This is a genomic window from Rahnella inusitata, from assembly GCF_965118895.1.
Classification (GTDB): Bacteria; Pseudomonadota; Gammaproteobacteria; order Enterobacterales; family Enterobacteriaceae; genus Rahnella; species Rahnella inusitata_A.
Map to the genome: position 1 here is coordinate 46,250 of NZ_CBCPJJ010000024.1, position 21,869 is coordinate 68,118.

Sequence of the window (21,869 nt, forward strand, 5' to 3'; positions counted from 1 at the left end):
TCAGGATTCTCTTTTATTGAACAGCAGCAGGGGTAGGGGTCACGCTGTTGGCCGCCATACTGACGGTTTTGGCGTTAACGGGCATACCCGGCATAAAGACTTTCTGAACGCCGTCGATGATCACGCGATCGCCAGCTTCTAAGCCTTTCTCAACGATGCGTAAACCGCCGGACATACGGCCCACTTCGACATCACGACGTTGCGCTTTGCCCTCTTTATCCACCACGTAAACAAACTTACGATCCTGATCGGTCAGTACGGCTTTATCGTCCACCAGCATGGCGTTGAACTGCGCACTGCCAGGCAGCTGCACGCGGGCAAAAAGCCCCGGCGTAAAGGTACGGTCGCGGTTATCGAGCACGGCACGCATACGGATCGTGCCGGTGCCGGAATTGAGCTGGTTATCGGTGAAATCGACCACGCCCTGATGCGGATAGCCGTTTTCACCCACCAGACCGACATGCACTGGCAGGCGTGACTGCGGCGTATCGCTGCGCTGGCCGTCACGCGCCATCGCCTGATAGCGCAGGAAAGTGCCTTCATCCACATCGAAATAGACAAACACCGTATCGAGAGAAACGAGCGTGGTCAGCACGCTGGCGGTATCGCCTGCGGTAACCAGATTGCCGGTGGTGATCATCGCCCGGCTGGCGCGGCCATCAATCGGTGACGTGACGCGGGTAAAATCGAGATTCAGCTGCGCCATATCCAGCTGAGCCTGAGCGGCCAGCACATCGGACTGTGCCTGAGAAGCCGCCGAACGGCGCTGCTCAGCGATTTCCGTGGAAACCGCCTGCGTGCCAATCAGTTTTTCAGTACGCGACGATTCACTGCGGGTGAGGTTGGCCTGATTGCGGGCTCGCACCAGCTCAGCCTGTGCCTGTTCTTGTGCGGCGCGATAAGTGCGGTCATCAATGGTAAACAGCACCTGACCCTTTTTCACTTCCTGGCCTTCCTGATAATTTACTTTGTCGATATAACCGGACACGCGGGGACGAAGCTGAACGCTTTGTACCGCTTCGACGCGGCCATTAAACGCATCCCACTGGCTGATCTGTTTGATCAAAACATCTGCTGCACTGACCTGCGGGGCAGGCGGAGCGGCGTTTTGCGCCACGCTGTTATCACACCCGGCAAGCAGGGCGACCATCAGCGCAACCCCTGAAAGACGCAACGTCAAAGGCGTACCGCGCAGGCGGTCGCATGCAACAACCAACGGTTTTTGCAGGTTTTTCATTATTTTTATTTCCAGTGAGTAAGTGCTGTCAGGCAATACAACCGGTCTGTCCTCCGGGTAACGTCCTTTGCCTAATCTGACTTTTTTGGGACTTGTGCCGTTCATCAGCACAATTATGTATCAATGTTTGATACAATTGATTCGAGGGGGATTGTAAGGAGGTGACTACTAAAGTGCAAGAAATACTGTTACACTTTCTGTGCTGTTTTACAGAACGTTTACTTCCGGGAACGTGACTATCCCGTAACGATGAATTAAATGCAATAGTAAAACTTGCATTTAATCGCAAACTGAGTCAGTTTAGAAAAAGACGCCCTCGGGGGGCGAAAACTGATAAGAGATAGGAGAGAGTCCATGAGAACCGAGGATTTCATTCACGACCTGATTGACTGGATCGATCACAACCTGGAAGAGCGACTGGATATTAAGACCGTCGCCAAACGCGCCGGGTATTCGCGCTGGTATCTGCAACGGATGTTCAAAGAGCACACAGGTTTACCGATGGGCGAGTTCATTCGTGAGAAAAAGCTGAAGAAATCGGCAGATATGCTGGCCAGCAGCCGCGAACCTATCGTCAGCGTTGCGATATCGCTGGGCTTTGACTCGCAGCAATCCTTTACCCGTAGCTTCAAACGTCAGTTTGGACAAACACCGGGTGACTGGCGCCGTGGCCTGACCATGGAAACAGAATGCCAGGGTTCGATGCACTAAGAGACAAATTGTCCGCTGAATTTCAGTACCGCTGGCCCGGCTCCCGCCGGGCAGTGAATCCCCTCCGGAACACCTTTTCCTCATTCGCCCGCTCATTTGGATGTTTATTTCCGTCCGGCATACTCACACCTGCCTTCCACACACTCAGAATGCAACCTCAGCGATTGGGTTAAAAAACGTTCAGGACGTGATCAACCCAACAAAAAACGACACTAAAGTTCATCTAAATTGAAATGATGTTTCAATTTCTTGAGTTGCACGAAAAATCTCGTTAAACTTCCTTCCATCAGTTCGTGGCCGGGCGTTACCCGACTCACTCTTACGTGACGGAACAGCGCATTCGCCTCCGTTTTATGGAAAAAGGAAACATCATGATTCTGGATAATTTTTCACTGAAGGGAAAAGTCGCGGTCGTGACCGGATGCGATACCGGTCTGGGCCAGGGCATGGCGATCGGTCTGGCAGAAGCAGGCTGCGACATTGTAGGTATCAACATTGTTGAACCAACGGAAACCATCGAACGCATTGGCGCAACCGGCCGTCGTTTTCTGAGCCTGACCGCCGATCTTAGTGATACGAAAGTGATCCCGGCGCTGTTGGAACGCGCCGTCGCGGAAATGGGGCATCTGGATATTCTGGTGAACAACGCCGGGATTATCCGTCGCGAAGACGCCATCGAATTCAGTGAAAAGAATTGGGACGACGTCATGAATCTGAACATCAAATCGGTGTTCTTTATGTCTCAGGCCGTCGCAAAACAGTTTATCGCCCAGGGCACCGGCGGAAAAATTATCAATATTGCGTCTATGCTGTCTTATCAGGGCGGGATCCGCGTACCTTCTTACACCGCATCGAAAAGCGCCGTGATGGGGGTCACCCGTCTGCTGGCGAACGAATGGGCGAAGCACGGCATCAACGTCAACGCTATCGCGCCGGGTTACATGGCGACAAATAACACCCAGCAACTGCGCGCTGACGAAGCCCGCAGTGAAGAGATCCTGAGCCGCATCCCGGCCGGGCGCTGGGGTACGCCGTCCGACGTCATGGGTCCGGTCGTGTTCCTGTCTTCACCGGCGTCCGACTACATTAATGGCTACACCATTGCCGTCGACGGCGGCTGGCTGGCGCGTTAACCCGCCTCCCAAATTACCCAATAGTATTCACAGACAGCAGCGGTTTACGCCGCTGCCCAAAGAGGAAATCCCATGAAAATTGCATTGATGATGGAAAACAGCCAGGCTGCGAAAAACGCGATCATCCTGAAAGAGCTGAACGCCGTGGCTTCAGAGAAAGAATATCCGGTGTACAACGTCGGTATGTCCGACGAGCAGGACCATCACCTGACTTATATCCATCTAGGCATCATGGCCAGCATTCTGCTTAACTCCAAAGCGGTGGATTTTGTGGTTGCCGGCTGCGGCACCGGGCAGGGCGCGCTGATGTCCCTGAATATCCATCCGGGCGTGAACTGTGGTTACTGTATCGATCCGGCGGATGCGTTCCTGTTCGCGCAGATCAACAACGGCAACGCGCTGTCTCTGCCGTTCGCTAAAGGCTTCGGCTGGGGTGCAGAACTGAACGTGCGTTTCATCTTCGAGAAAGCCTTCACCGGCGTCAAAGGCCAGGGTTATCCGGCTGACCGTAAAGAACCTCAGGTTCGAAACGCGGGCATTCTCAATCAGGTGAAGGCCGCCGTGGTGAAAGAAAATTATCTCGACACGCTGCGTGCTATCGATAAAGAACTGGTGAAAACCGCCGTGAGCGGTGAACGTTTCCAGAAATGCTTCTTCGAAAACGGTCAGAACAAAGAAATCGAAAACTTCGTGCGCGAAATTCTGGCATAAGTTTACTTTCTTCGAAATATAAAAGCCGCAGCCGACAAGGTTGCGGCTTTTTTTTGGTAATCACTTAACCCTCAGGCAGTGGCGGATATAGGGAGGTCAGGGGATTGTGTTGAGGTGGGTAGGCACATGCTCCTATATTGCATTTAACATAATCATGATTATGCGCACCGGAAGTGTTGCTGCAATTTGATAATGTCACTTTTCCGCTAGTTTATAATGTCACCCTGGATCTGCAACCCAGCCGATCTTCCAGGGAGACTTTCAGTGATGTTGGTGACTATGTCAGGAAAAGAACTTTGCAGACTTCCGGTTATCCAGGCTGTTGTCGAGAAACGCTTACGCCGCCGTGATGCCGCCTCTCAACTACAGCTGACTGAGCGTCAGGTGCAGCGACTGATGAACCGTTTTCGTGTTTCTGGTGCAGATGGTTTGACTCACGCCAGACGAGGAAAATCAGGTGCTAATCGACTGGATGATTCACTTCGCTTACGGATCATGGCGCTGCTACGTGAAAAATACAGCGACTTTGGACCTACATTAGCCGCAGAAAAGCTCAGCGAACGCCATCATATTCGCGTCTCAGTGGAAACGCTCAGAAAATGGATGACTGCTGATGGTCTCTGGGTTCCGCACTCGCGGCGTAAACCCCGGGTCTATCAACCACGTTATCGGCGTGATTGCCTTGGTGAGCTTGTTCAGATTGATGGCTCTCACCACGACTGGTTTGAAGGCCGTGCATCAAAATGCTGCCTTCTGGTTTACATGGATGATGCTACTGGCCGGCTGATGCACCTACGCTTCTGCGAAACTGAGTCTGCCTTCGACTACATGCTGGCCACGCGTGAATATCTTGATAAACATGGAAAACCTGTCGCGTTCTATAGTGACAAACATGCGGTTTTCCGTGTCAGCCAGGCAGAAACCCGACGTACCGGTACCACTCAGTTTGGCCGTGTTCTTCATGACCTCAATATTGACCTCATATGCGCGAACAGTTCTCAGGCTAAAGGCCGCGTGGAACGGGCAAACCAGACACTTCAGGACCGGCTAATAAAGGAAATGCGGCTCGAGCACATTACTGGTATTGAAGAAGCAAATGCCTGGCTGGAGACCTTTATTCAGGACTTTAACCAGCGCTTTGCTAAAGCGCCTCAATACCCTAAAAATCTCCACCGGGCAGTCAGTGAATCACTGTCTGAACTGGATGATATTTTCGCCTGGCAGGAACACCGAACACTCTCAAAATCACTGACATTTCAGTACGATAAGATGCTCTATCTTGTTAACCCCACTGAAGAAAACACACGTATCGCCGGTGAAAAAATCATGGTTCTCGACTATCCGGATGGAACTCTGGCCTTCAAATACGGCTACAGAACGTTGTCATATCAGGTCTATGACAAGCTGGCCTGCGTTGACCAAGGCGCCATCGTGGACAATAAACGGCTTGGTGCCGTATTGAAATTAGCGCAGGTAACTCAGGACGAACGGGAACGTGAGGGTAAAAGAGAACGCAGCAAGAAAATGCCTAAACGACGCGCTCAGGCAAGGGTTCAGGAACAGCTAAAAGCCATCAACCCGGTACTGGTTAATCCTGCAGAATTCAGAGCCAGCCTCAAACGATAACCCCCTGCTCTTTCAGACTCAATCACAGTAAAAGTGACATTTTAACTTTGGAAATCAGGGTGACATTTTAAACTGGGATAGACAGGAATTGTAAGTCCCATTTGATAATGTCGCTTTTGGAGATGCGGATATTTTGTTGGACTGGTTATGATGTGATCCCCAGGTGCTGCCGGTACTTCACCGGACTCATTGCACCCAGTGATACTTTTGCTTCTCGTTATACTGACGTAGTTTCCTAGCCGGTACTCTCCCGCGATGTGTGACTTATTAGAGTTTAGCCAGACGCTGAACGTTTAGGCTTTCCAGTTTACCGTTCAAGATATCGAGAAAATCATCGTGGTAGAACATTGCCACGTGTTTTTTCAAATCTTCCTCAGACTTCCAGCGTTCAATAAAGACGAATGACACTTTGCCTTTATTTTCGAGGTTACGCACATCGGGTACAGTATGACTTTCATGCAGATCATATTGCAGGCATCCTGCTTCCTGATGAGTCGGAGAAACCATTGCCCGTGCTGCATCTCTTATAGTTTCGATGAATTCAGGCAAGGGGGTAAGTATGGCAACAATTTTTACTTCGCTCATTGGGGACCTTTGATTCTCAATTGTTTATTCTGGATTTATACAATCCGGGTAGGAATTATTCATGGTAGTTGTGAACTGATCATTGTGCCAACCAATGTGACCGAATAAATATTAACTGAATCAATCTGCGATCAGTAGTAGTCAGAATTTAGGGCTTTGTTACCAAAGGCTGAATCTTTCAAATCTGGCGGCGTTCGTTACACCCTCAAAGAATTGATTCAACATAAAATTAACCGTTAGAAACATTTCATGTAACCTAAGCGCACTTTTTCAAATGAGCAGGTCAGGGAATGAGAGCGATCAAGTCACTATTGGGCATAATGCTGTTAAGTTTGAGCGCGTTGGCAAGCAACGCTTTGGCGGCTTCCAACGACACGCCCCCTCCGTTTTACGAAGGTAAAACGCTGGCGCATCCGATAATTTCTGGCGCACGTTACAGCAGCGCCCTTCTGGTCTTTATTCAGGAAAATAAGGCAGTAAAAGGCTATTACTGCTTCTGTAGCGAAGAAGACCAAAGTGTCGATCACCATCCCCACCTGCTCGGTACTTTCCCCGACTCCACCATAGAATCCGTATTTTATGCCGACGTAGATAAGGCAGGTCAGGTCACGCTGGTGTTGAGTAAAAGTCACGGCAAATTCTTCCTGCGCAGTTGGCGTTATATTGAAGAAGACGGCAGCTATATTCCGGTGCTGAGTTTACAACCGGTTCTGGATAATTTGGTTCGCAACAATAAAGACCTCAATGCAACGCTGATAAAACGCGCCCTCGGGCAGCTTCCGCCTTATGACTACAGCGTGGAATACCCTGAATTCGGCAATCCCGATTTCGATAATATCGACTTTACTCAGGGCAAAGTTGTCGGCTGGTATCTTGACGATGGCACGCCTTCCCATGCGGCGAAACAACCGGCAGACAACGTCTACGCTTATAAAAAAACCTTTGCCGAAAAAGAGGGCTTATTTCTCACCGCGACTTACCGGCGTGAGGAAGACAGCGACAAACCAGAATTTCGTGTTACCGCCATCAGCTGGCAAGCCGATCCGAGTAAATTCAGCGGCAGCGAGAATGGACCCTATGTCTATTACTCAAAACAATATGGTTTAGTGAAAGGCTTTTTCCAAAAAGGCATTCCCAGCGGGAAATGGGTGACCGTCGGCGAGAACTTTGCCAGCTCCGGCAACTATATCGCGGGACATCAGCAAGGCCAGTGGACCCTCAGTGATCAGCAAGAAACGTCGACTGGCTTGATGAAAAACGATGAGCGCGAAGGCCGCTGGGAGATAACCGACGGCATGGATGGCGAAACACCCGAGCTGAGCGGTTTCGATACTTACCAGAATGGTCAGCGCCAGGGCCCGAGCGAGCGCCGTCTGGCGGGCGTTCTGCGCTCGAAAGGCAATTATGTCGATGACCAGCCCGAAGGCATGTGGATCACTGAAAACGGCGAAGGCCCGTTCGTGAAAGGCGTGGCAAACGGTATGTGGAAGCTCAAGACGGGTGACGGCGAGACTCAGCAGGTCGAACTGGTGGCGGGCGTAAAACAGGGTGAACTGCGCTGGAGTGATAAAAACGGTAAACTGACGCAAATCATTCATTACAAAGATAATCTTGCTGACGGCCTGTATCAGAAATTTAATGCTGCCGGAATAAGGGTTTATCAGGCTGATTATGTGATGGGCAAACTGGACGGCCGTGAAATCGAATATTACGACGATGGCACCACTGTGCGCGCCGACCGAGGCTACCGCAATGGCGAACTCGACGGCCTGAATGTCTACAATTTCCCCGACGGAAAACCGAAGTCGGTGTCCACCCTTGACCATGGTTATGAAGTCGGGCTGATGCAGGAATTTACCGCTGCCGGCGTCAAAATCACCGAGCGCAACTACTGCCCTCTGTCACTAAGCGGTCGCGGCTATTGCGGCAAACAGCAAACCTTCAACCCTGACGGCACGCCGCTCACCGAGGCTGACTATCTCTTTAACCGACAGCAAACCAATAACAGCTGGTATGCCAATGGTCAGCGCCAGGACGAAACACGCATCGGCCCCGACGACAGCTATACCCAAATCAGCTATTACCCAAACGATCAGATGAAGTGCATTAGTCGCGCTAAGGGATTTAGCCGTTTAGTGGTCGACGGCAAGGAGTACAAAGATTATCAGGGCGCGCTGCGTCAGGGTGAAAGCACCTGTTATTACCCTGATGGCAAAGTCAAAAGCAGCGGAGTCTGGAAAGACGGCAGACTGACTACAGCCTGTGAAACACGTTTCGATGAGAACGGTAAACAGACCGCGCCCGGCCCTAAAGGCTGCGTAATACCCAAATGGCAGTATGAAAGCTGATTTACCCCACAGGAGAAATTCTCAGTGATTGATGATTCTGCACGCCGCTGGTTGCTCGCGCTTTCAGCCCCGATGGTGGCAATAAATGCCGGACCGGGTGCCGCCTACGACTGCGATAAATTTTATCCGTTTGATACCAGCGTTGACCTGAGCGAGAGCTGGGGCATCGATTCCCGTGAGCAGCTGTTTGAGATGATTTTAAGAATGATCGACAACGGCCATGCGGAGGATCTGGCCCATTACTTCAGGCTGTGGCACCGTCTGAGCCTGACAGAGTGGCAGAATTATGCGGCGCATCAAACGTCTGACGTACAGGTCCTGCTGGCACTGGTGTCTGACAGCGCCGTCATGTGCGGTGACGGCGGGATCCGCGCCTGGGATTTAGCAAGGATGGGCTTTCTTTGCCGTATCGGGCTGCTTAACGGCTGGATAACGTCGGAAGAAAACCTCTGGCTGCACAGCCGTCTGGCGGTACGCGCCCGTTATTATTACACCAGCTGGCAGCGCTATAACGCTGGTTTTATCATCGGAAGACTCTACTGGCAGTCACTGAGTACGTCCGAAGCCGATGCCCGACGTTATGCTTTTAGCATCGACGCAGGTGGTACCACCAACATTGAATTAATGCGCCAGCTCTATACGCATCCGGAGAGCCCGATATCTCAACTTCCGTGGTACATCGCGATGAATGAGATAGATAAACCCGCATCCTTGCCGGAGATGGATCTATGAGCAGCCAGCCTTGTTGGGAAATATTGGGCATTTCACCCACGCAGGATCAGCAGATGATCCGCCAGGCCTACCGCGATCTGCTGCCCACGTATCACCCGGAAAATGATCCGGAAGGTTTTAAGCGCCTGCGTGAGGCCTATGAACAGGCGCGAAAAGGTGTGGATGAACCCGTAACTCTGATGCCACTTGAGCCACCGGCTCCGCCGCCAGAAGTGCCAGCCACCGATCCCACCGGGCTGCTCGACGCCTTCAGCGCACTGATCAATTCTCCTGCGGAGCGATATTTGCCGGTGCGCTGGCTGCGGTTTATCAGTCAACTCGACGATCACCCCGTCACCACTGTCGATAAGCTTCGCTGGCCGTTGCTGGAAGCTGTCTTGCAGGTGAATTTTGTTTCCGCCGACTGTCTTATCCTGCTGGCTAACCGCCTGCAATGGCGAATGCGTTTACCAGAAATTGGGACGGAAATGGCGCAGCGGGCCGACGACTTGCTGAACTTTGCCGAAGGCGGCGATATTTTCGATCTCTCCACGCTCGCCCCTCTCACTCTGGCCGCACAAGACGACACGCTGGGCTATTTCCATCAGGTCCGGCATTTTTACTGGGAACAACCGACCGGCTGGTTGCGATACCTGCTGGAAGAACCGCGCGTGATATTCTGGCCATCATGCCCGCGTTTGATGAACCAGATGGCACGCTGGTTTAATTTAGCGGCATTGTCTGACGCGCAACTGCGTGACCACTGCCTGCAACAGCTCGAACTCAATCCGGATGATCCGGAGTGGCTTTATCTGAGCGCCAGTCATTGCAGCATAATGGGCGATGATGAACGTGCGTTTCCGCTGTGGCTAAGGTTGCATGAAAATCATCAGCATGCCGAAGCCGAACAGTGGCTGCTGGCGTGGTGTGTCAGGAATGATGCAGATTATCTGCCACTGCTGATCCAGGCTTTTGACCGCCCGGATATTCCGCCAGTGGAAAGCGCTACCGGCGACGAGGAAAACGCGTACCGGCCGCAGGCACAGTCGCCTCAAACGCTGATGCGCTGGGCCGAAGCGACACAGGTCGACGTTTCCCCGCTGGCCGCTGACTTTATCAGCTGGAAATCGGGCCGGTATCGCCCGCAGATCATGTTCCCGCATCTTATGCAGGAAGATGGCACCGATGACCTCCTGCACCTTTACTGGCAGGCCAGCATGCTGACGATGGGGAATGAAACCTTATTACAAGCGATCCTTGACCAGCCTCTTCCCACAATACCGTTGCAGGCGACAATCTTACGCGGCCTGCAACGACAGGCTGCGCAGCGTCTGGCGTGGCTTCAGGGTTCAGCGGTGCTGGCGGAGTTCATCACATGGCTGCATGCGGCCGAAGAGACGCCGTTGCCTGAGATGTTCGCCGACAGCGATTGTGCCGCCTGGGAGCAGAGCATCGCGTGGCTGTGGCACTGGCGGCCGCTTCCCCCTCACAGCCTGGGCAAACTTGCACAACATCCGGCGTATGGTGAGAGCGTTTTGCCGGCGCACACCAGCTGGCTATGCTATCTCATTGAGAACGTGGATATAGCCCTGCCGGAAGACAGTCAGACGTCGCCGCGTGACGCCCTGCGTCAGGTGATGTTGCTGGAAACAATGCTCGATCTGAAAGTCGACAACATCTCCCGGCTCAGCAATCTGGAAGATTTTCCGCTGGATGAGCAGCATCCCTTCTGGTCGATGTATGAGGTGTTTACCCAAATTGACCCGGTTCAGGGCGATGAAGTTGGCCAGCTAAAAAGCCATCTGGTTCTGGACAACTCGTTGCATTTCAACTGCTGGACCCGGCTGCCGGTCAGTATCGAAGAGTACATTGCCCGGCGTGATGAGAGCTCCTCCAGCTCGGCCCACTATTTCTACCGTTATCAGCCAGAGTGGCAGGAACGGCTGGGACAATCCCCCTTCCCTTATCAGGCCCTGTACCACGCGGTATTTTTGTCGCATTACAATGCGCGTTGCGCACAGGACAATCTGGCGGAACTTGAGGCGCTCACCGCCAGCTCGCCGGAAGAAATGGCGTTCAGACAGCAATTGCTGGCGCGCCAGTTACCGATATTTCCGTCGGACGAAAATCTTGCCCGCGGGGCTCTCATCGCATCAGCGGTCGCTCAGGGGATCACTCAGCTCAGCACTAATCCGGAATATTTGCTGGATGCCAGACTCAGTGCCGCCGCTCAGGCCGGTGCTGACGATCCGCAAATAGATATTGCGTTGAGATTAGCGGCAGCGACGATGCTGCAAATCAACAGCACCCGTCAGAATGAGTTCACGCAGTACCCGCAGCGCCGCAGTTATTTCTGGCAATTCTGGCGAATTAATTCACGTATTGGACGGCTAGGGCTGGTCTTGCAGATTGTGTTGGGAAGCGAGATCGCGATCATGCTGGTTAACGCAATTGTGGCTGAGGGGCAACTGGCGAATACCGCACTGTCGGCGCTGTTGGTCGTGATGAACCTTTACAGCGCAGTGGTGCGCCGTGGGCGGGATTTGGGTCTGGCCAGCGCGGATAAACTAAAAGAGATTAAAATTCCCGTGCTCAAATTGCTGGCAATGTATCTGTTCAAACGCGGAATGCCAGAGCCGAACCGCTATGGCCCGCCGCCCGGCTGGCGGCGAAAAAAATAGCTAAAATCCAGTCGAAAAAATGAGTGTGCCGCCCTTCTTACCTGGCGGCATACTTTTTCACTTTATAACGTTAACTCCGCAAGCAGACCTTCCAGCCGCTGGCGCAACGGTGCGATGCGACTTTCCTGTTGGCTGGCTAACTCCTTTTCGAACTCCTCCAGCCAAAGACCAATCTGTCCACGGGTATCGCCCAGCGATTGTGCCCAGGCTTTCTCTAAACGCGCCAGAAGGTTGCGGTTTGCCAGCGTATCGCGGGGATGAATTTTCACCGCCGTCAACCGCTCACGGCTGCGCTGTTGCTGTTCGGGGCTAAGACCAATCGGACTGTGGTCGATCACTTTACTCAATGTCTCACCGCTGTCGGGCAAGTTCACATCCACTTCCAGCAATCCGTTAATATCATAACTAAAACGTACGTCGATATTCTGTAACGCGCCATTGGGTTTGACCGGCACCTGCAGTTCATCAATAAAGATGTTATTTGCCACCAGAGGATTCTCGCCCTGATAGATAGCAATGCGGATAAACGTCTGTTCAACGTGACGGGTGGTGAACGTCTCTACCCGCGAAGCAGGCACGACGGTATTACGCTCAAGGATCGGGGAAAATATCCCGTTCCTTTGCTCGCTGGCGGTGGCAATGCCGAGCGTATAGGGGCAGACATCGGTAAGGATCACCTCTTCGATATCTTCATTGCGCAACCGACAGGCCGCCTGTGCGGCCGCGCCCAGCGCCACAATGGTGCCGGGATCCAGATGCTGGTGAGGTAATTTTCCGAACAGTTTGACGACGAGCTTTTGAATGGCCGGCATACGCGATGCCCCGCCCACCAACACCAGGTGATCAAGCTGCTCCGGACGCAGGCGTGCATCGTGCAGCGCCTGTTCTACGGGTGCGCGTAACCGGGTCATCAGCGGCAACCAAATCTCTTCCAGTTTCGGTTCGTCAAAGGAGAGCGTCCATGCCTGATCCCCCCACTGCCAGCACAGCTGATGCGTAGCATTATGCTGACCGAGCTGGCATTTTAGCTGTTCAGCACTGTCGTACAGACGCGCCAGCTCGGTTGCGGGAATGGCCCCGACATCAAGCTTCCATTCACTGAGACAGGCCTTAATGATCGCCTGCGTAAAATCTTCGCCGCCCAGATAGTTGTCGCCCGCCGAACCATGCACTTCAATCAGCGGCAGATCATACTCGAGCACCGTGACGTCAAAGGTTCCACCGCCAAGATCAAACACCAGCGTGCGGCCGGTATTCTGGGTATGCAACCCGTAGGCCATCGAGGCGGCGGTCGGTTCGTTAATCAGCCTGACGGCATTCAGCCCGGCCAGCTCTGCGGCAAAACGGGTCTGTTTGCGCTGCTCGTCGCTGAAATAAGCGGGAACTGAGATAACCACATCGGTGATGTCGTGCCCGAGATAGGCCTGCGCATCCGCCCTCAGGGATTTAAGCACCATTGCCGACAGCTCCGGTGCATCAAAAGTTTGTGTATCCAGCCGAAACTGTTTCTTGCTGCCCATAAAACGCTTAAAGAGCGCCGCTGAGCGCTGCGGATGGGTGGTCAGACGAGAAAGTGCCGGGCGGCCAATCAGCATACGGCCATCGTCATCCAGACTCACCACCGAAGGCGTTAAAAATTCATTCAATGCATTAGGGATCAGCCGCGCCTCACCGTCTTGCCAGACACTGATCAGACTGTTAGTGGTGCCTAAATCAATGCCGATCGCTGGGACAGCCATCTTCAGTTCCATCATGATTCTTTCTCGTCGGGGATGTATTCCGGATGAATAATGACATAAATGTCATCGTTTTGACATGTGGTGGTTAACCTCAGGAATGTATTATTTCTTTATTCAAACAGCACTGAAAAGTCAGACTAATAATAAAGGGCTGCTTTTCATTCTTTGAATTTAAATATCAACATTTAAAATAAAAAGGATTTCACATGACCCCGATTAAAACATTACTCGCTGGACTTTTTCTGAATGTCGCCTGCCTGACCTCTGCACTTGCAGCGAACCCGCTGAGCGTTCATGTACTGAACTTGCAGGACGGACTTCCCTCTGCCGGCGTCACAGTGTTGCTTGAAAAACAACAAGGTAACCAGTGGGTTCGCCTGAGTGACGGTGTCACTAACGATCAGGGTAGGATCCCAGCACTCTATCCAAAAGACGGTACAATAGAAAAAGGGAATTACCGTGTGACATTTAAAACAGGCGAATGGTTTGAAAAACACCACACGCCGACTTTCTTCCCGGAGATCCCGGTGATATTCAAAGCTGACGGTTCCGTTCCACACTATCATATTCCCCTGCTGGTGAGCCCTTACGGTTTCTCCAGTTATCGCGGCAATTAATTGACGTTATATAACAGGCATGAAATTTAATAATGGTCGGGGTTCCGGCCATTAACTATCAGGTCAGGCGTCGGCCCGGCACCGTGAATCTGTTCCTCACTCCCGCGAAAAATCCCTCTGCTGTTCAGAAAAAACCTAAAAATAAGGCGTTTGCGCTTTTTTTGTCAGAGACGACGATACATGACTGTCTTTCTTTCACTTTTGCAATGTATACAGAAGGAGATAGATTCCGTTGCGTACCCTTTTTGACCTTTTCAAACGGGTAACGAGCATGATCATTGCCTGAGGCTGTTTATGAAATTACGTTCACTGCAAGTTCTCTGTTTGCTCAACTTTTTCATCGCCGATGTCCGCGACGGGCTGGGGCCTTTTTTAGGCATATTTCTGGTATCCCACCACTGGCGGGCGGAGGAGATTGGGCTGGTCATGACGCTGGGCGGACTGGCCGGATTGCTGGCCACCTTCCCCTCCGGCATGATTGTGGATGCCACGCGTTATAAGCGACTGTTAATTGTCACTTCATCTCTGTTGATTACCCTGAGCACTCTGGCCCTCTGGTATTTCCCTACGTCTGGCGTCGTGATTGCATCGCAAATCATCACCGGTTTAGCGGCCGCCATCGTCGCACCCGCCATTGCCGGGATCACTTTAGGGATCGCCGGTCAGCAAGGTTTTTTGGGGCAGATGGGCCGCAATGAAGCCTTCAACCACGGCGGCAATATGGCGGTCGCGGTGCTGGCGGCAGTGACATGCTGGATTTGGGGGACAGGATCGGTATTTTTACTCATGACAACAATGGCGGTGTTTACCGTCATAACGACATTAGCGATTAACAAAAACGACATCGATCATAATGTGGCGCGTGGTATTGAAAAACACGAAGGTCCTGCTGTTTCTGTTCCTTTTTTTGCGTTACTGAAACGGCCTGAACTGGCCGTAACCGGCTTTACCCTGCTTCTCTTCCACCTTGCTAATGCGGCACAATTACCGATGCTGAGCATGCAGGTCGCCTCCTCCCCTTCAGGTTCTCTGTTCACGCCGGGCACGTATGCCGCATTAACCGTCGCTATTTCTCAGGCAGTCATGATCCCCGTGGCGCTGCTCACTGCGCGGTACGCATCTCAGTATGGCTATGCAAAGCTTATCGTCATTGCGCTTATCGTGTTGCCATTTCGGGCCGCCATTGCGTCTTTTTGGAGTAACGAGTTCGTGTTATTTCCAGTACAAGCGCTGGACGGTGTCGCCGCAGGTATTTTGGGTGTTGCCGTTCCAGGGCTGATTGCCTCGTTATTTAATGGTACCGGGCATATCAACGCAGCACTTGGCCTCGTGATGTTGTTGCAGGGACTCGGCGCCTCGCTGAGCCCTGCGCTGGCCGGTGCCATCGTCAGCCACACATCCTGGAGTTTTGCCTATTTCATTCTTGGGGGAATCGCCCTGTGTGCCCTTGCCATCTGGCTGATCTTTTGCAGGCACGTCTTTCCTTCGGCGGGTGACACAAACCGCGTCGGAACGGGCTAAGATAGCCATAAGATCTTATGCACCACCCTATATTATTGCGTTAAGGAGAATGGCAATGACCTGGTCACAACCCCGTTTTGAACTGACTGCCGTCCCGGCACCAAAGACGTTTCCCACTGTGAAAACGCCTGTTATCAGCGATAAGGTGATGGCGCGGCGGCTGAAGAATATTGTGACGGCTATGCAGCAGCATAATCTCGATGCCCTGGCCATCTATGCCGATAAAGAACATGGCGGGAATTTTGAATACCTCGCTGGCTTTATTCCGCGATTTGAAGAGGCGTTGCTGATACTGACCGCTGACGGTCAGCTTAGCTACGTGATGGGGAATGAGAATCTCAAGCTGGTGCCTTATGCGCGAAACGGCGGAAAGTGTTTCCATGCGCCGGCTTTCTCGCTGCCGAATCAGCCGATGGATAACGATGCTCCGCTGACTGAGGTATTGGCTCAGGCTGGCCTGAAGCGCGAACATCGTATTGGTGTCGTTGGCTGGAAGCTGTTCACCAGCAAGCTTTGCGATACGCAGTATCAGTTCGATGTGCCTGCTTTCATTGTGGAAGCGGTTGTCGACATTGCCGGTAAACGGGAAAACGTGGTCAATGCAACCTCATTGTTTATCTCCCCTGCGCAGGGTGTGCGCCGTTTAAATACAGCCTGCGAAATCGCCTTTTATGAGTACGGCGCAAATCTGGCTTCCACCAATATATTGGCGGCGCTGGACGAGATTGCACCGGGGAAAACGGAGAAACAGATAGGTCATTTGCTGTCTGCTGATGGGCAGCCGGGCAGCGTCGTGATGATTGCCGCCACCGGTGACCGTTTCGCGAATGCCTGTTTATATCCGACGGATAAAGAGATCCGGCGCGGAGATAAATTTTCGCTGACCGTCGGGTTTAAGGGCGGGCTGAGCAGCCGTTCCGCCTATGTGGTGGCAACAGAAAATGAACTGGATCCTGCGGTGGCTGACTACCTTTCAGCGTTGGCTATTCCTTACTATCACGCAGTCACCACCTGGCTCGAAACGCTTCAACCCGGCCTGACGGGGGGTGAACTTTATCAAACCATCGAAAACGTAATGCCGAAAGAGAAGTGGCACTGGCATCTTAACCCGGGTCATCTGGTGGCCGATGAAGAGTGGCTCTGCTCCCCTGTCTACGCAAATTCGACGATCACACTGGAGAGCGGGATGATTTTTCAGATCGATATTATCCCTTCGCTGCCCGGCTACGGCGGATGCAGCATTGAAGATACTGTCGCGCTGGCTGATGCCGCACTGAGAAACGAGCTGCAAAGCCATTTCCCGGACGTCTGGCAACGAATGGAAACGCGCAAAGCCTATCTGCGGGATGTGCTGAATATCACAGTGTCAGAAGACGTCATTCTCCTGTCTAACACTGTGGGATATTTGCGTCCTTTCCTGCTTGATAAAAACAGAGCGCTGGTTCGTCAGCGCTGACAGGCGTTTTCAGGGCTGACGACGGTGTCATCAGCCCGCATCCTCAACTCAGGTCGGCACCATTCGTCGCGATAACTTTCTGATACCAGTGGAATGATTTCTTCTTGTAACGGTTGCCCGTGCCGCTGATGTTATCGTCGAGATCGACATAAATCAGCCCGTAGCGTTTGCTCATCTCACCGGTAGACATACTCACCAGATCGATGCAGCCCCACGGGGTGTATCCCATCAGTTCCACACCGTCTTCAACCGCATCGGCCATGGCTTCAATATGCTGACGCAAATAATTAATGCGGTAGTCATCGGCAATGTAGTGATTTTCATCTGGCTTATCGATAGCACCCAGACCGTTCTCAACAATGAACAGAGGCTTCTCATAACGGTCATAAAGCTGATTGAGGGCGATACGAAGTCCTACCGGGTCAATTTCCCAGCCCCACTCGCTGGCCTCCAGGAAAGGATTACGTGCGCCACCGAGCAAGTTGCCCTCCGCAGATTGCGCATCCGGATTGGTTTTATTGATGGTCGAAGACATGTAATAACTAAAACCAATGTAATCCACGGTGTGTTGTTCAATGAGCGCCAAATCACCCGGCTGAATGTCCAGTTCGACGCCCTTAGACTGCCAGAGGCGTTTTGCGTAGTACGGATACTTACCGCCTGCCTGCACGTCGGCACAATAAAAATTGAATGCCTGTGTCTCTTTCAGGGTTTCAAGCTGATTAACCGGATCACAGTCGTAAGCATAATTCGTCGCATAGAGGATCATGCAACCTATCTGAATCTGAGCATTGGTTTCATGGGCAATTTTCACCGCTAAACTACTGGCGACGAACTGGTTATGCCACGCCTGATATTTGGCCTGATTGTCGAGTGCGCCGGTTTTTACCGTCAGCCCCTGACTCATAATAGGAAAATGTGCCGCGCTGTTAATTTCGTTAAAGGTCATCCAGTATTTCACTTTATGGCCATAACGCGTCAGCACCGTGCGGGCAAAACGCTCAAAATGACCTATCAGCTCACGGTTTTTCCAGCCACCAAACTCTTTCGCCAGATGCAGCGGCATTTCATAATGGGAAATAGTGATAACGGGTTCAATGCCTTGCGCGATGCAGGCATCAATCACCTCATCATAGTGTTGCAGTCCCGCTTCATTGGGCTGCTGCTCGATGCCGTTCGGGTAAATTCGGGTCCAGGCAATTGAAAACCGGTAACACCTGAACCCCATTTCCGCAAACAGCGCAATGTCATCCTTAAAGCGATGGTAATGATCAATCCCCTTGTGATTAGGGTAAGTATGACGCGTTGTGTCGAGGGAGAAATCAAACTCAGGCGAGGAGACGATTCTTAACCGTTTTTTTCCTCCGGGGATAGCATCGACTATCGACAGCCCTTTGCCGTCCTGATCGTATGCCCCTTCAACCTGATTGGCGGCCGTCGCCCCACCCCACATAAAGTTCTGCGGAAACTTCTCTTTCATCACTTCCTCCTTAAAATCCCGGTCTGGGATCGACTCATAACGTCTGCCTGATCATCACCGCCACCGACGTTTCTCCCCGTCAGTTTTAGCGTTTGCAGAAAGCCACATCAGCCACGACATCGTTGTCCGTAAGCTGACAGATGGACTAAAAGATACACTGTAACTTCACGAGGGCGAAATAAAAGCAGCGATTTCAACGCCCCCTGAAAACCACCTGAGTTCAGGAAAACAGAAATTTGAACGCTACAATGATGACAAGATGTTATAAAACATACGCTGGCAAACAAGACTAATGCCTTCGAAAGAAGGTTCTCTTTAATGCAACCGCGACTCAAGGCAGGGAATCATGATTGACATCGCTCCAGATGGCATAAGCTGGATGCCTTCACGAACGGCAAAGTATCTTTGCCGTCAGACCGAGCGCTTAGTGCAAGGAGGGAATCTCACCCCTGATGCCTGTCAGCGTATTTACGCTTTTTGCGGTGTGCGGCCAGGATATGCCCAGTGGCGTACTTTCCTGATCCCGGTGCTCTTTTGTCTGGGTTTATTGTCACTGGTTGCCGGTGCTCTGTTTTTTGTCGCGTGGAACTGGGCCCACATGCCGAAGATAACTAAATTCGCACTGATGGAGTTGCTGATCGTCGCGCTGGCTGCCGTTGTCTGGTGGCGCTGGTATCACCGCGCGGCGCGCAGCGCTTTGCTTGCGGCGGGGCTGAGCTTCGGCGCCTTGTTTGCGTTGTATGGGCAGGTGTATCAGACCGGTGCTGATAGCTGGGAGTTGTTCCGAGCCTGGCTATGCGTTCTCCTGCCCCTGGCGCTGATTGCGCGGCAAAACAGTTTATGGTTTTGCAGCTGGCTGGTCGCTAATCTGGCGTTCCAGCTCTATTACACCACTCTGTCGCTGTCCCTGGAGAATGCCCTATCGTTTGACAGCCTGACCTATCTTCCCACTGCGGCACTTTACGGTTATCTGGCCGTGCTGGCACTGTGCCTGATTCTGCGCGAGGCGCTGGCCTTGCAGGCGATAAAACATCATCCCGAAAGCTGGCTGGCGAGCCGCTGGTTCTCCCGGGTTATGGCGGGGTTTTTGTTACTGCTGCTGACCTCCATCGTCGCCGGAAGGCTGTACGACTGGGGTCGGGATATCCACTTTACGTTGATTACCGGCTTCTGGTTAATCACCTTGCTGACGGGCTATTACCTTTACCGTTATCGCCATCCGGATCTTTGCATGCTGACTCTGGGGACTGCCAGCCTGACGGCCACGGGCTGCGTTCTGATCATGCAGTTATTTGATAACTCTTACGATGTGGGGGATCTGTTTCTGATCGGTTGCCTGATGGCAGTGTGGGTGGCTGGTAACGGTGTGTTACTCCTGCACTGGCGACGCAGGCTGTACGAACGCGCCCCCGTCGACGTAGCACCGGCAGAATTAACCATGTTGACAGAAAAACTGCGTCAGCATGGTTTGCTGAATCAGACGCAGATTCAGGAAATTCAGCAGCAGGATCACTCTTCCCATCTCCCCTGGTATCTGAGGCTTGCGCTGAGCATCGGTGGATGGGTCGCAGCCATGCTCATTCTGTTGCTGCTGGCGCTGGTTCTCTATATGGCTGACTTGCTCAACGACCCTAATGCCGCCACCGTCATTCTCCCTTCGCTGATCCTTGCCGCCATCGCGGGCGGCCTGTTACGCACCCGGGGAGAGGGAAAACATCATATCGGACTGGCATGGGCAATTGCGGCGACGTGCGGGCTTTGTTTCGGTGTCTTTCTGCTCGTCGAACCCGACGGAGAAACCTTTATTCTGGTGAGTTCTCTGTGTGCGCTGCCGGTCCTGGCCGTGATGGCAATCGCCATGCCCGACCGGTCTTACCGGTTTATGGCTATCACTGTCATAACGCTATTGCTGGTTCTGTCGGGGCATTCTCTGACCAGTTTGTACTTACTCCCGGCTGCCGGTCTCTGGGTAATTTCGGCGCTGGTCGCTTGTGTCATCATATTTTGGTTATGGATCGTCAGGAATCAGCTGAATCTTCAGGCGGGACATTTTGCACAAGCCGTTCTTCCGCTTCTTCATGGCATTCCTGCGGGCCTGATAGTACTGTGCCTTCTGGCAATAAATGGCGGGTTTATCTCTGATTTTTTCTGGGATATGCCGCGGTTTACCACTCTTCAATTCGGTTTAGGGGGCGGGATCGCGGGAGGTTTATTACTCAATACGCTGTACCAGCGGCTGGTTGAAAAGACCCCTTTATCGATGATCACTTTACCGGCTGCAATCCTTTGTGGCGCCGCCGCCGTCTATGCTCCCGGTATAGGCCTCGGTCTGTGGCTGTTACTGATGGCACGCTATCAGGGGAGTCAGGATATTCTACTGGTCAGTGGCTGTTTCATCATGCTGTATGTTTCCGGTTGGTACTACTTCCTGGATGTCACTCTGTTGCAAAAATCTCTGCTGCTGCTGGTTAGCGGTGTGGTACTGCTGATGCTGACATGGGTGGTCAAAAAGGTTTTACCTGCACGCACCGGAGGTGCCTATGAAAACCAGTAATCTGAGGAAATGGCTGGCCGGGGGTGTGATATTGCTGGCGCTGGTGGCAGTCAATGCCGGTATCTGGCAGAAAGAACGGCTACTGAAACAGGGCGAGGTGATGATCTTACAACTTGCGCCGGTTGATCCGCGCTCTCTCATGCAGGGCGATTATATGGCTCTCAACTATGCCATTACCCGACCTTTACAGCTGGAGTTATATCAGCAACGTCAGGTTTGCATCTCCGTCCCCTCCACGCCTTGTTTACCCCTCAGCGGGAAAATAATTGTGGATCTCGATACTCAGCGGCAGGTCACTCAGGCACGGTTTGATCAAGGTGAACCCCTGAAAGCGAATCAGTTACGGGTGAAATACCATATGAATTCCGGTTCACTGACGATAGGAACCAACGCTTACTTCTTTCAGGAGGGCCACGGCGAACGTTTCGCTCATGCGCGCTACGGGGCATTTCGGGTAGGTAAAGACGGTACGGCATTGCTGACCGCCATGCTGGATGAGGGCGGTGAGGTGATTGAGCCTTAATGCAGTACTCCGCCAAGGTTTTGCACCTTCCAGCATAAAAATGCCCGATGAACCGCGTCGGGCACAGGAGCACCATTGAGCACTGCACTTTTTATTTTCGAATTAGAATTGAGTTAACGTGCTGCTTTTACCTCCTCCCATACTAAATTCCCTCCCCCATCAGCCTGATAGGATTTTCTTCTGCTGTCAGGCTTGATCGGTATCCCGCTTACGTGAATACTGTATATAAAACCAGT

16 protein-coding genes are annotated in these 21,869 nt (G+C 52.4%); 12 read left to right on the plus strand and 4 right to left on the minus strand.

Annotation, left to right across the window (positions count from 1 at the left end):
* Positions 1-13 precede the first annotated feature (13 nt).
* Positions 14-1,150: an efflux RND transporter periplasmic adaptor subunit gene (locus ACMHLI_RS19960; RefSeq protein WP_413531058.1), complete on the minus strand. Its 1,137-nt coding sequence runs from the start codon at positions 1,148-1,150 to the stop codon at positions 14-16.
* A 441-nt stretch (positions 1,151-1,591) separates the two neighbouring features.
* Here ACMHLI_RS19960 and ACMHLI_RS19965 point away from each other — a divergent pair, with 441 nt between their 5' ends.
* The 4 genes from ACMHLI_RS19965 to ACMHLI_RS19980 all read left to right on the plus strand — a co-directional run bounded on the left by ACMHLI_RS19965 (position 1,592) and on the right by ACMHLI_RS19980 (position 5,418).
* A complete protein-coding gene (locus tag ACMHLI_RS19965; protein WP_112164069.1) occupies positions 1,592-1,948 on the plus strand; it encodes a helix-turn-helix domain-containing protein in 357 nt (118 codons plus the stop codon).
* A 371-nt stretch (positions 1,949-2,319) separates the two neighbouring features.
* A complete protein-coding gene (gene kduD, locus ACMHLI_RS19970; RefSeq protein ID WP_413530982.1) occupies positions 2,320-3,081 on the plus strand; it encodes a 2-dehydro-3-deoxy-D-gluconate 5-dehydrogenase KduD in 762 nt (253 codons plus the stop codon).
* 72 nt (positions 3,082-3,153) lie between these two features.
* The gene (locus ACMHLI_RS19975) at positions 3,154-3,792 is read left to right on the plus strand and encodes an RpiB/LacA/LacB family sugar-phosphate isomerase (RefSeq protein ID WP_056773844.1); all 639 of its coding nucleotides are present in this window, start codon (positions 3,154-3,156) and stop codon (positions 3,790-3,792) included.
* A gap of 279 nt (positions 3,793-4,071) precedes the next feature.
* Positions 4,072-5,418 (plus strand): ISNCY family transposase, encoded by a 1,347-nt coding sequence (locus ACMHLI_RS19980; protein WP_413531059.1) that lies wholly within the window; start codon positions 4,072-4,074, stop codon positions 5,416-5,418.
* Between the two features lie 267 nt (positions 5,419-5,685).
* Here ACMHLI_RS19980 and ACMHLI_RS19985 read toward each other — a convergent pair whose 3' ends face one another.
* On the minus strand, positions 5,686-6,003 hold the full coding sequence (locus ACMHLI_RS19985; protein ID WP_413530983.1) for a putative quinol monooxygenase: 318 nt from the start codon (positions 6,001-6,003) through the stop codon (positions 5,686-5,688).
* A 320-nt stretch (positions 6,004-6,323) separates the two neighbouring features.
* Here ACMHLI_RS19985 and ACMHLI_RS19990 point away from each other — a divergent pair, with 320 nt between their 5' ends.
* From ACMHLI_RS19990 to ACMHLI_RS20000, 3 genes are read left to right on the plus strand one after another with little or no spacing between them, the layout of a single operon-like run.
* Positions 6,324-8,351 carry a hypothetical protein gene (locus tag ACMHLI_RS19990; protein ID WP_413530984.1) on the plus strand — a complete coding sequence of 676 codons (2,028 nt, stop codon included), beginning with the start codon at positions 6,324-6,326 and terminating at the stop codon, positions 8,349-8,351.
* Between the two features lie 24 nt (positions 8,352-8,375).
* The gene (locus ACMHLI_RS19995; RefSeq protein ID WP_413530985.1) at positions 8,376-9,083 is read left to right on the plus strand and encodes a DUF1266 domain-containing protein; all 708 of its coding nucleotides are present in this window, start codon (positions 8,376-8,378) and stop codon (positions 9,081-9,083) included.
* A complete protein-coding gene (locus ACMHLI_RS20000) occupies positions 9,080-11,743 on the plus strand; it encodes a DnaJ domain-containing protein (protein WP_413530986.1) in 2,664 nt (887 codons plus the stop codon). The genes ACMHLI_RS19995 and ACMHLI_RS20000 overlap by 4 nt, the downstream gene beginning before the upstream one ends.
* A 62-nt stretch (positions 11,744-11,805) precedes the next feature.
* On the opposite strand, the gene ACMHLI_RS20005 is transcribed toward ACMHLI_RS20000, so the two are convergent.
* Positions 11,806-13,488 (minus strand): Hsp70 family protein, encoded by a 1,683-nt coding sequence (locus ACMHLI_RS20005; RefSeq protein WP_413531060.1) that lies wholly within the window; start codon positions 13,486-13,488, stop codon positions 11,806-11,808.
* 200 nt (positions 13,489-13,688) lie between these two features.
* Between ACMHLI_RS20005 and uraH the strand changes: the two genes are divergently transcribed.
* The 3 genes from uraH to ACMHLI_RS20020 all read left to right on the plus strand — a co-directional run bounded on the left by uraH (position 13,689) and on the right by ACMHLI_RS20020 (position 17,076).
* A complete protein-coding gene (uraH, locus tag ACMHLI_RS20010) occupies positions 13,689-14,099 on the plus strand; it encodes a hydroxyisourate hydrolase (RefSeq protein WP_413530987.1) in 411 nt (136 codons plus the stop codon).
* A 294-nt stretch (positions 14,100-14,393) separates the two neighbouring features.
* Positions 14,394-15,620, plus strand: coding sequence for an MFS transporter (locus tag ACMHLI_RS20015; RefSeq protein WP_413530988.1), 1,227 nt, complete (start codon positions 14,394-14,396; stop codon positions 15,618-15,620).
* 55 nt (positions 15,621-15,675) lie between these two features.
* The gene (locus tag ACMHLI_RS20020) at positions 15,676-17,076 is read left to right on the plus strand and encodes a M24 family metallopeptidase (RefSeq protein WP_413530989.1); all 1,401 of its coding nucleotides are present in this window, start codon (positions 15,676-15,678) and stop codon (positions 17,074-17,076) included.
* Positions 17,077-17,119: 43 nt separating this feature from the next.
* On the opposite strand, the gene ACMHLI_RS20025 is transcribed toward ACMHLI_RS20020, so the two are convergent.
* Entirely contained in the window at positions 17,120-18,556 is a 1,437-nt protein-coding gene (locus tag ACMHLI_RS20025; protein ID WP_413530990.1) for a glycoside hydrolase family 1 protein, read from the minus strand.
* Between the two features lie 346 nt (positions 18,557-18,902).
* Here ACMHLI_RS20025 and ACMHLI_RS20030 point away from each other — a divergent pair, with 346 nt between their 5' ends.
* Entirely contained in the window at positions 18,903-21,110 is a 2,208-nt protein-coding gene (locus ACMHLI_RS20030) for a DUF4401 domain-containing protein (RefSeq protein ID WP_413530991.1), read from the plus strand.
* On the plus strand, positions 21,097-21,633 hold the full coding sequence (locus ACMHLI_RS20035; protein WP_413530992.1) for a GDYXXLXY domain-containing protein: 537 nt from the start codon (positions 21,097-21,099) through the stop codon (positions 21,631-21,633). The genes ACMHLI_RS20030 and ACMHLI_RS20035 overlap by 14 nt, the downstream gene beginning before the upstream one ends.
* Positions 21,634-21,869: the final 236 nt, after the last annotated feature.

Bases quoted from the DNA above. Each gene is read 5' to 3' on its own strand.
- ACMHLI_RS19960 (WP_413531058.1), bottom strand. From the start codon at position 1,150: ATGGTCGCCCTGCTTGCCGGGTGTGATAACAGCGTGGCGCAAAACGCC.
- ACMHLI_RS19965 (WP_112164069.1), top strand. From the start codon at position 1,592: ATGAGAACCGAGGATTTCATTCACGACCTGATTGACTGGATCGATCAC.
- kduD (WP_413530982.1), top strand. From the start codon at position 2,320: ATGATTCTGGATAATTTTTCACTGAAGGGAAAAGTCGCGGTCGTGACC.
- ACMHLI_RS19975 (WP_056773844.1), top strand. From the start codon at position 3,154: ATGAAAATTGCATTGATGATGGAAAACAGCCAGGCTGCGAAAAACGCG.
- ACMHLI_RS19980 (WP_413531059.1), top strand. From the start codon at position 4,072: ATGTCAGGAAAAGAACTTTGCAGACTTCCGGTTATCCAGGCTGTTGTC.
- ACMHLI_RS19985 (WP_413530983.1), bottom strand. From the start codon at position 6,003: ATGAGCGAAGTAAAAATTGTTGCCATACTTACCCCCTTGCCTGAATTC.
- ACMHLI_RS19990 (WP_413530984.1), top strand. From the start codon at position 6,324: ATGCTGTTAAGTTTGAGCGCGTTGGCAAGCAACGCTTTGGCGGCTTCC.
- ACMHLI_RS20000 (WP_413530986.1), top strand. From the start codon at position 9,080: ATGAGCAGCCAGCCTTGTTGGGAAATATTGGGCATTTCACCCACGCAG.
- uraH (WP_413530987.1), top strand. From the start codon at position 13,689: ATGACCCCGATTAAAACATTACTCGCTGGACTTTTTCTGAATGTCGCC.
- ACMHLI_RS20015 (WP_413530988.1), top strand. From the start codon at position 14,394: ATGAAATTACGTTCACTGCAAGTTCTCTGTTTGCTCAACTTTTTCATC.
- ACMHLI_RS20020 (WP_413530989.1), top strand. From the start codon at position 15,676: ATGACCTGGTCACAACCCCGTTTTGAACTGACTGCCGTCCCGGCACCA.
- ACMHLI_RS20025 (WP_413530990.1), bottom strand. From the start codon at position 18,556: ATGAAAGAGAAGTTTCCGCAGAACTTTATGTGGGGTGGGGCGACGGCC.
- ACMHLI_RS20030 (WP_413530991.1), top strand. From the start codon at position 18,903: ATGATTGACATCGCTCCAGATGGCATAAGCTGGATGCCTTCACGAACG.
- ACMHLI_RS20035 (WP_413530992.1), top strand. From the start codon at position 21,097: ATGAAAACCAGTAATCTGAGGAAATGGCTGGCCGGGGGTGTGATATTG.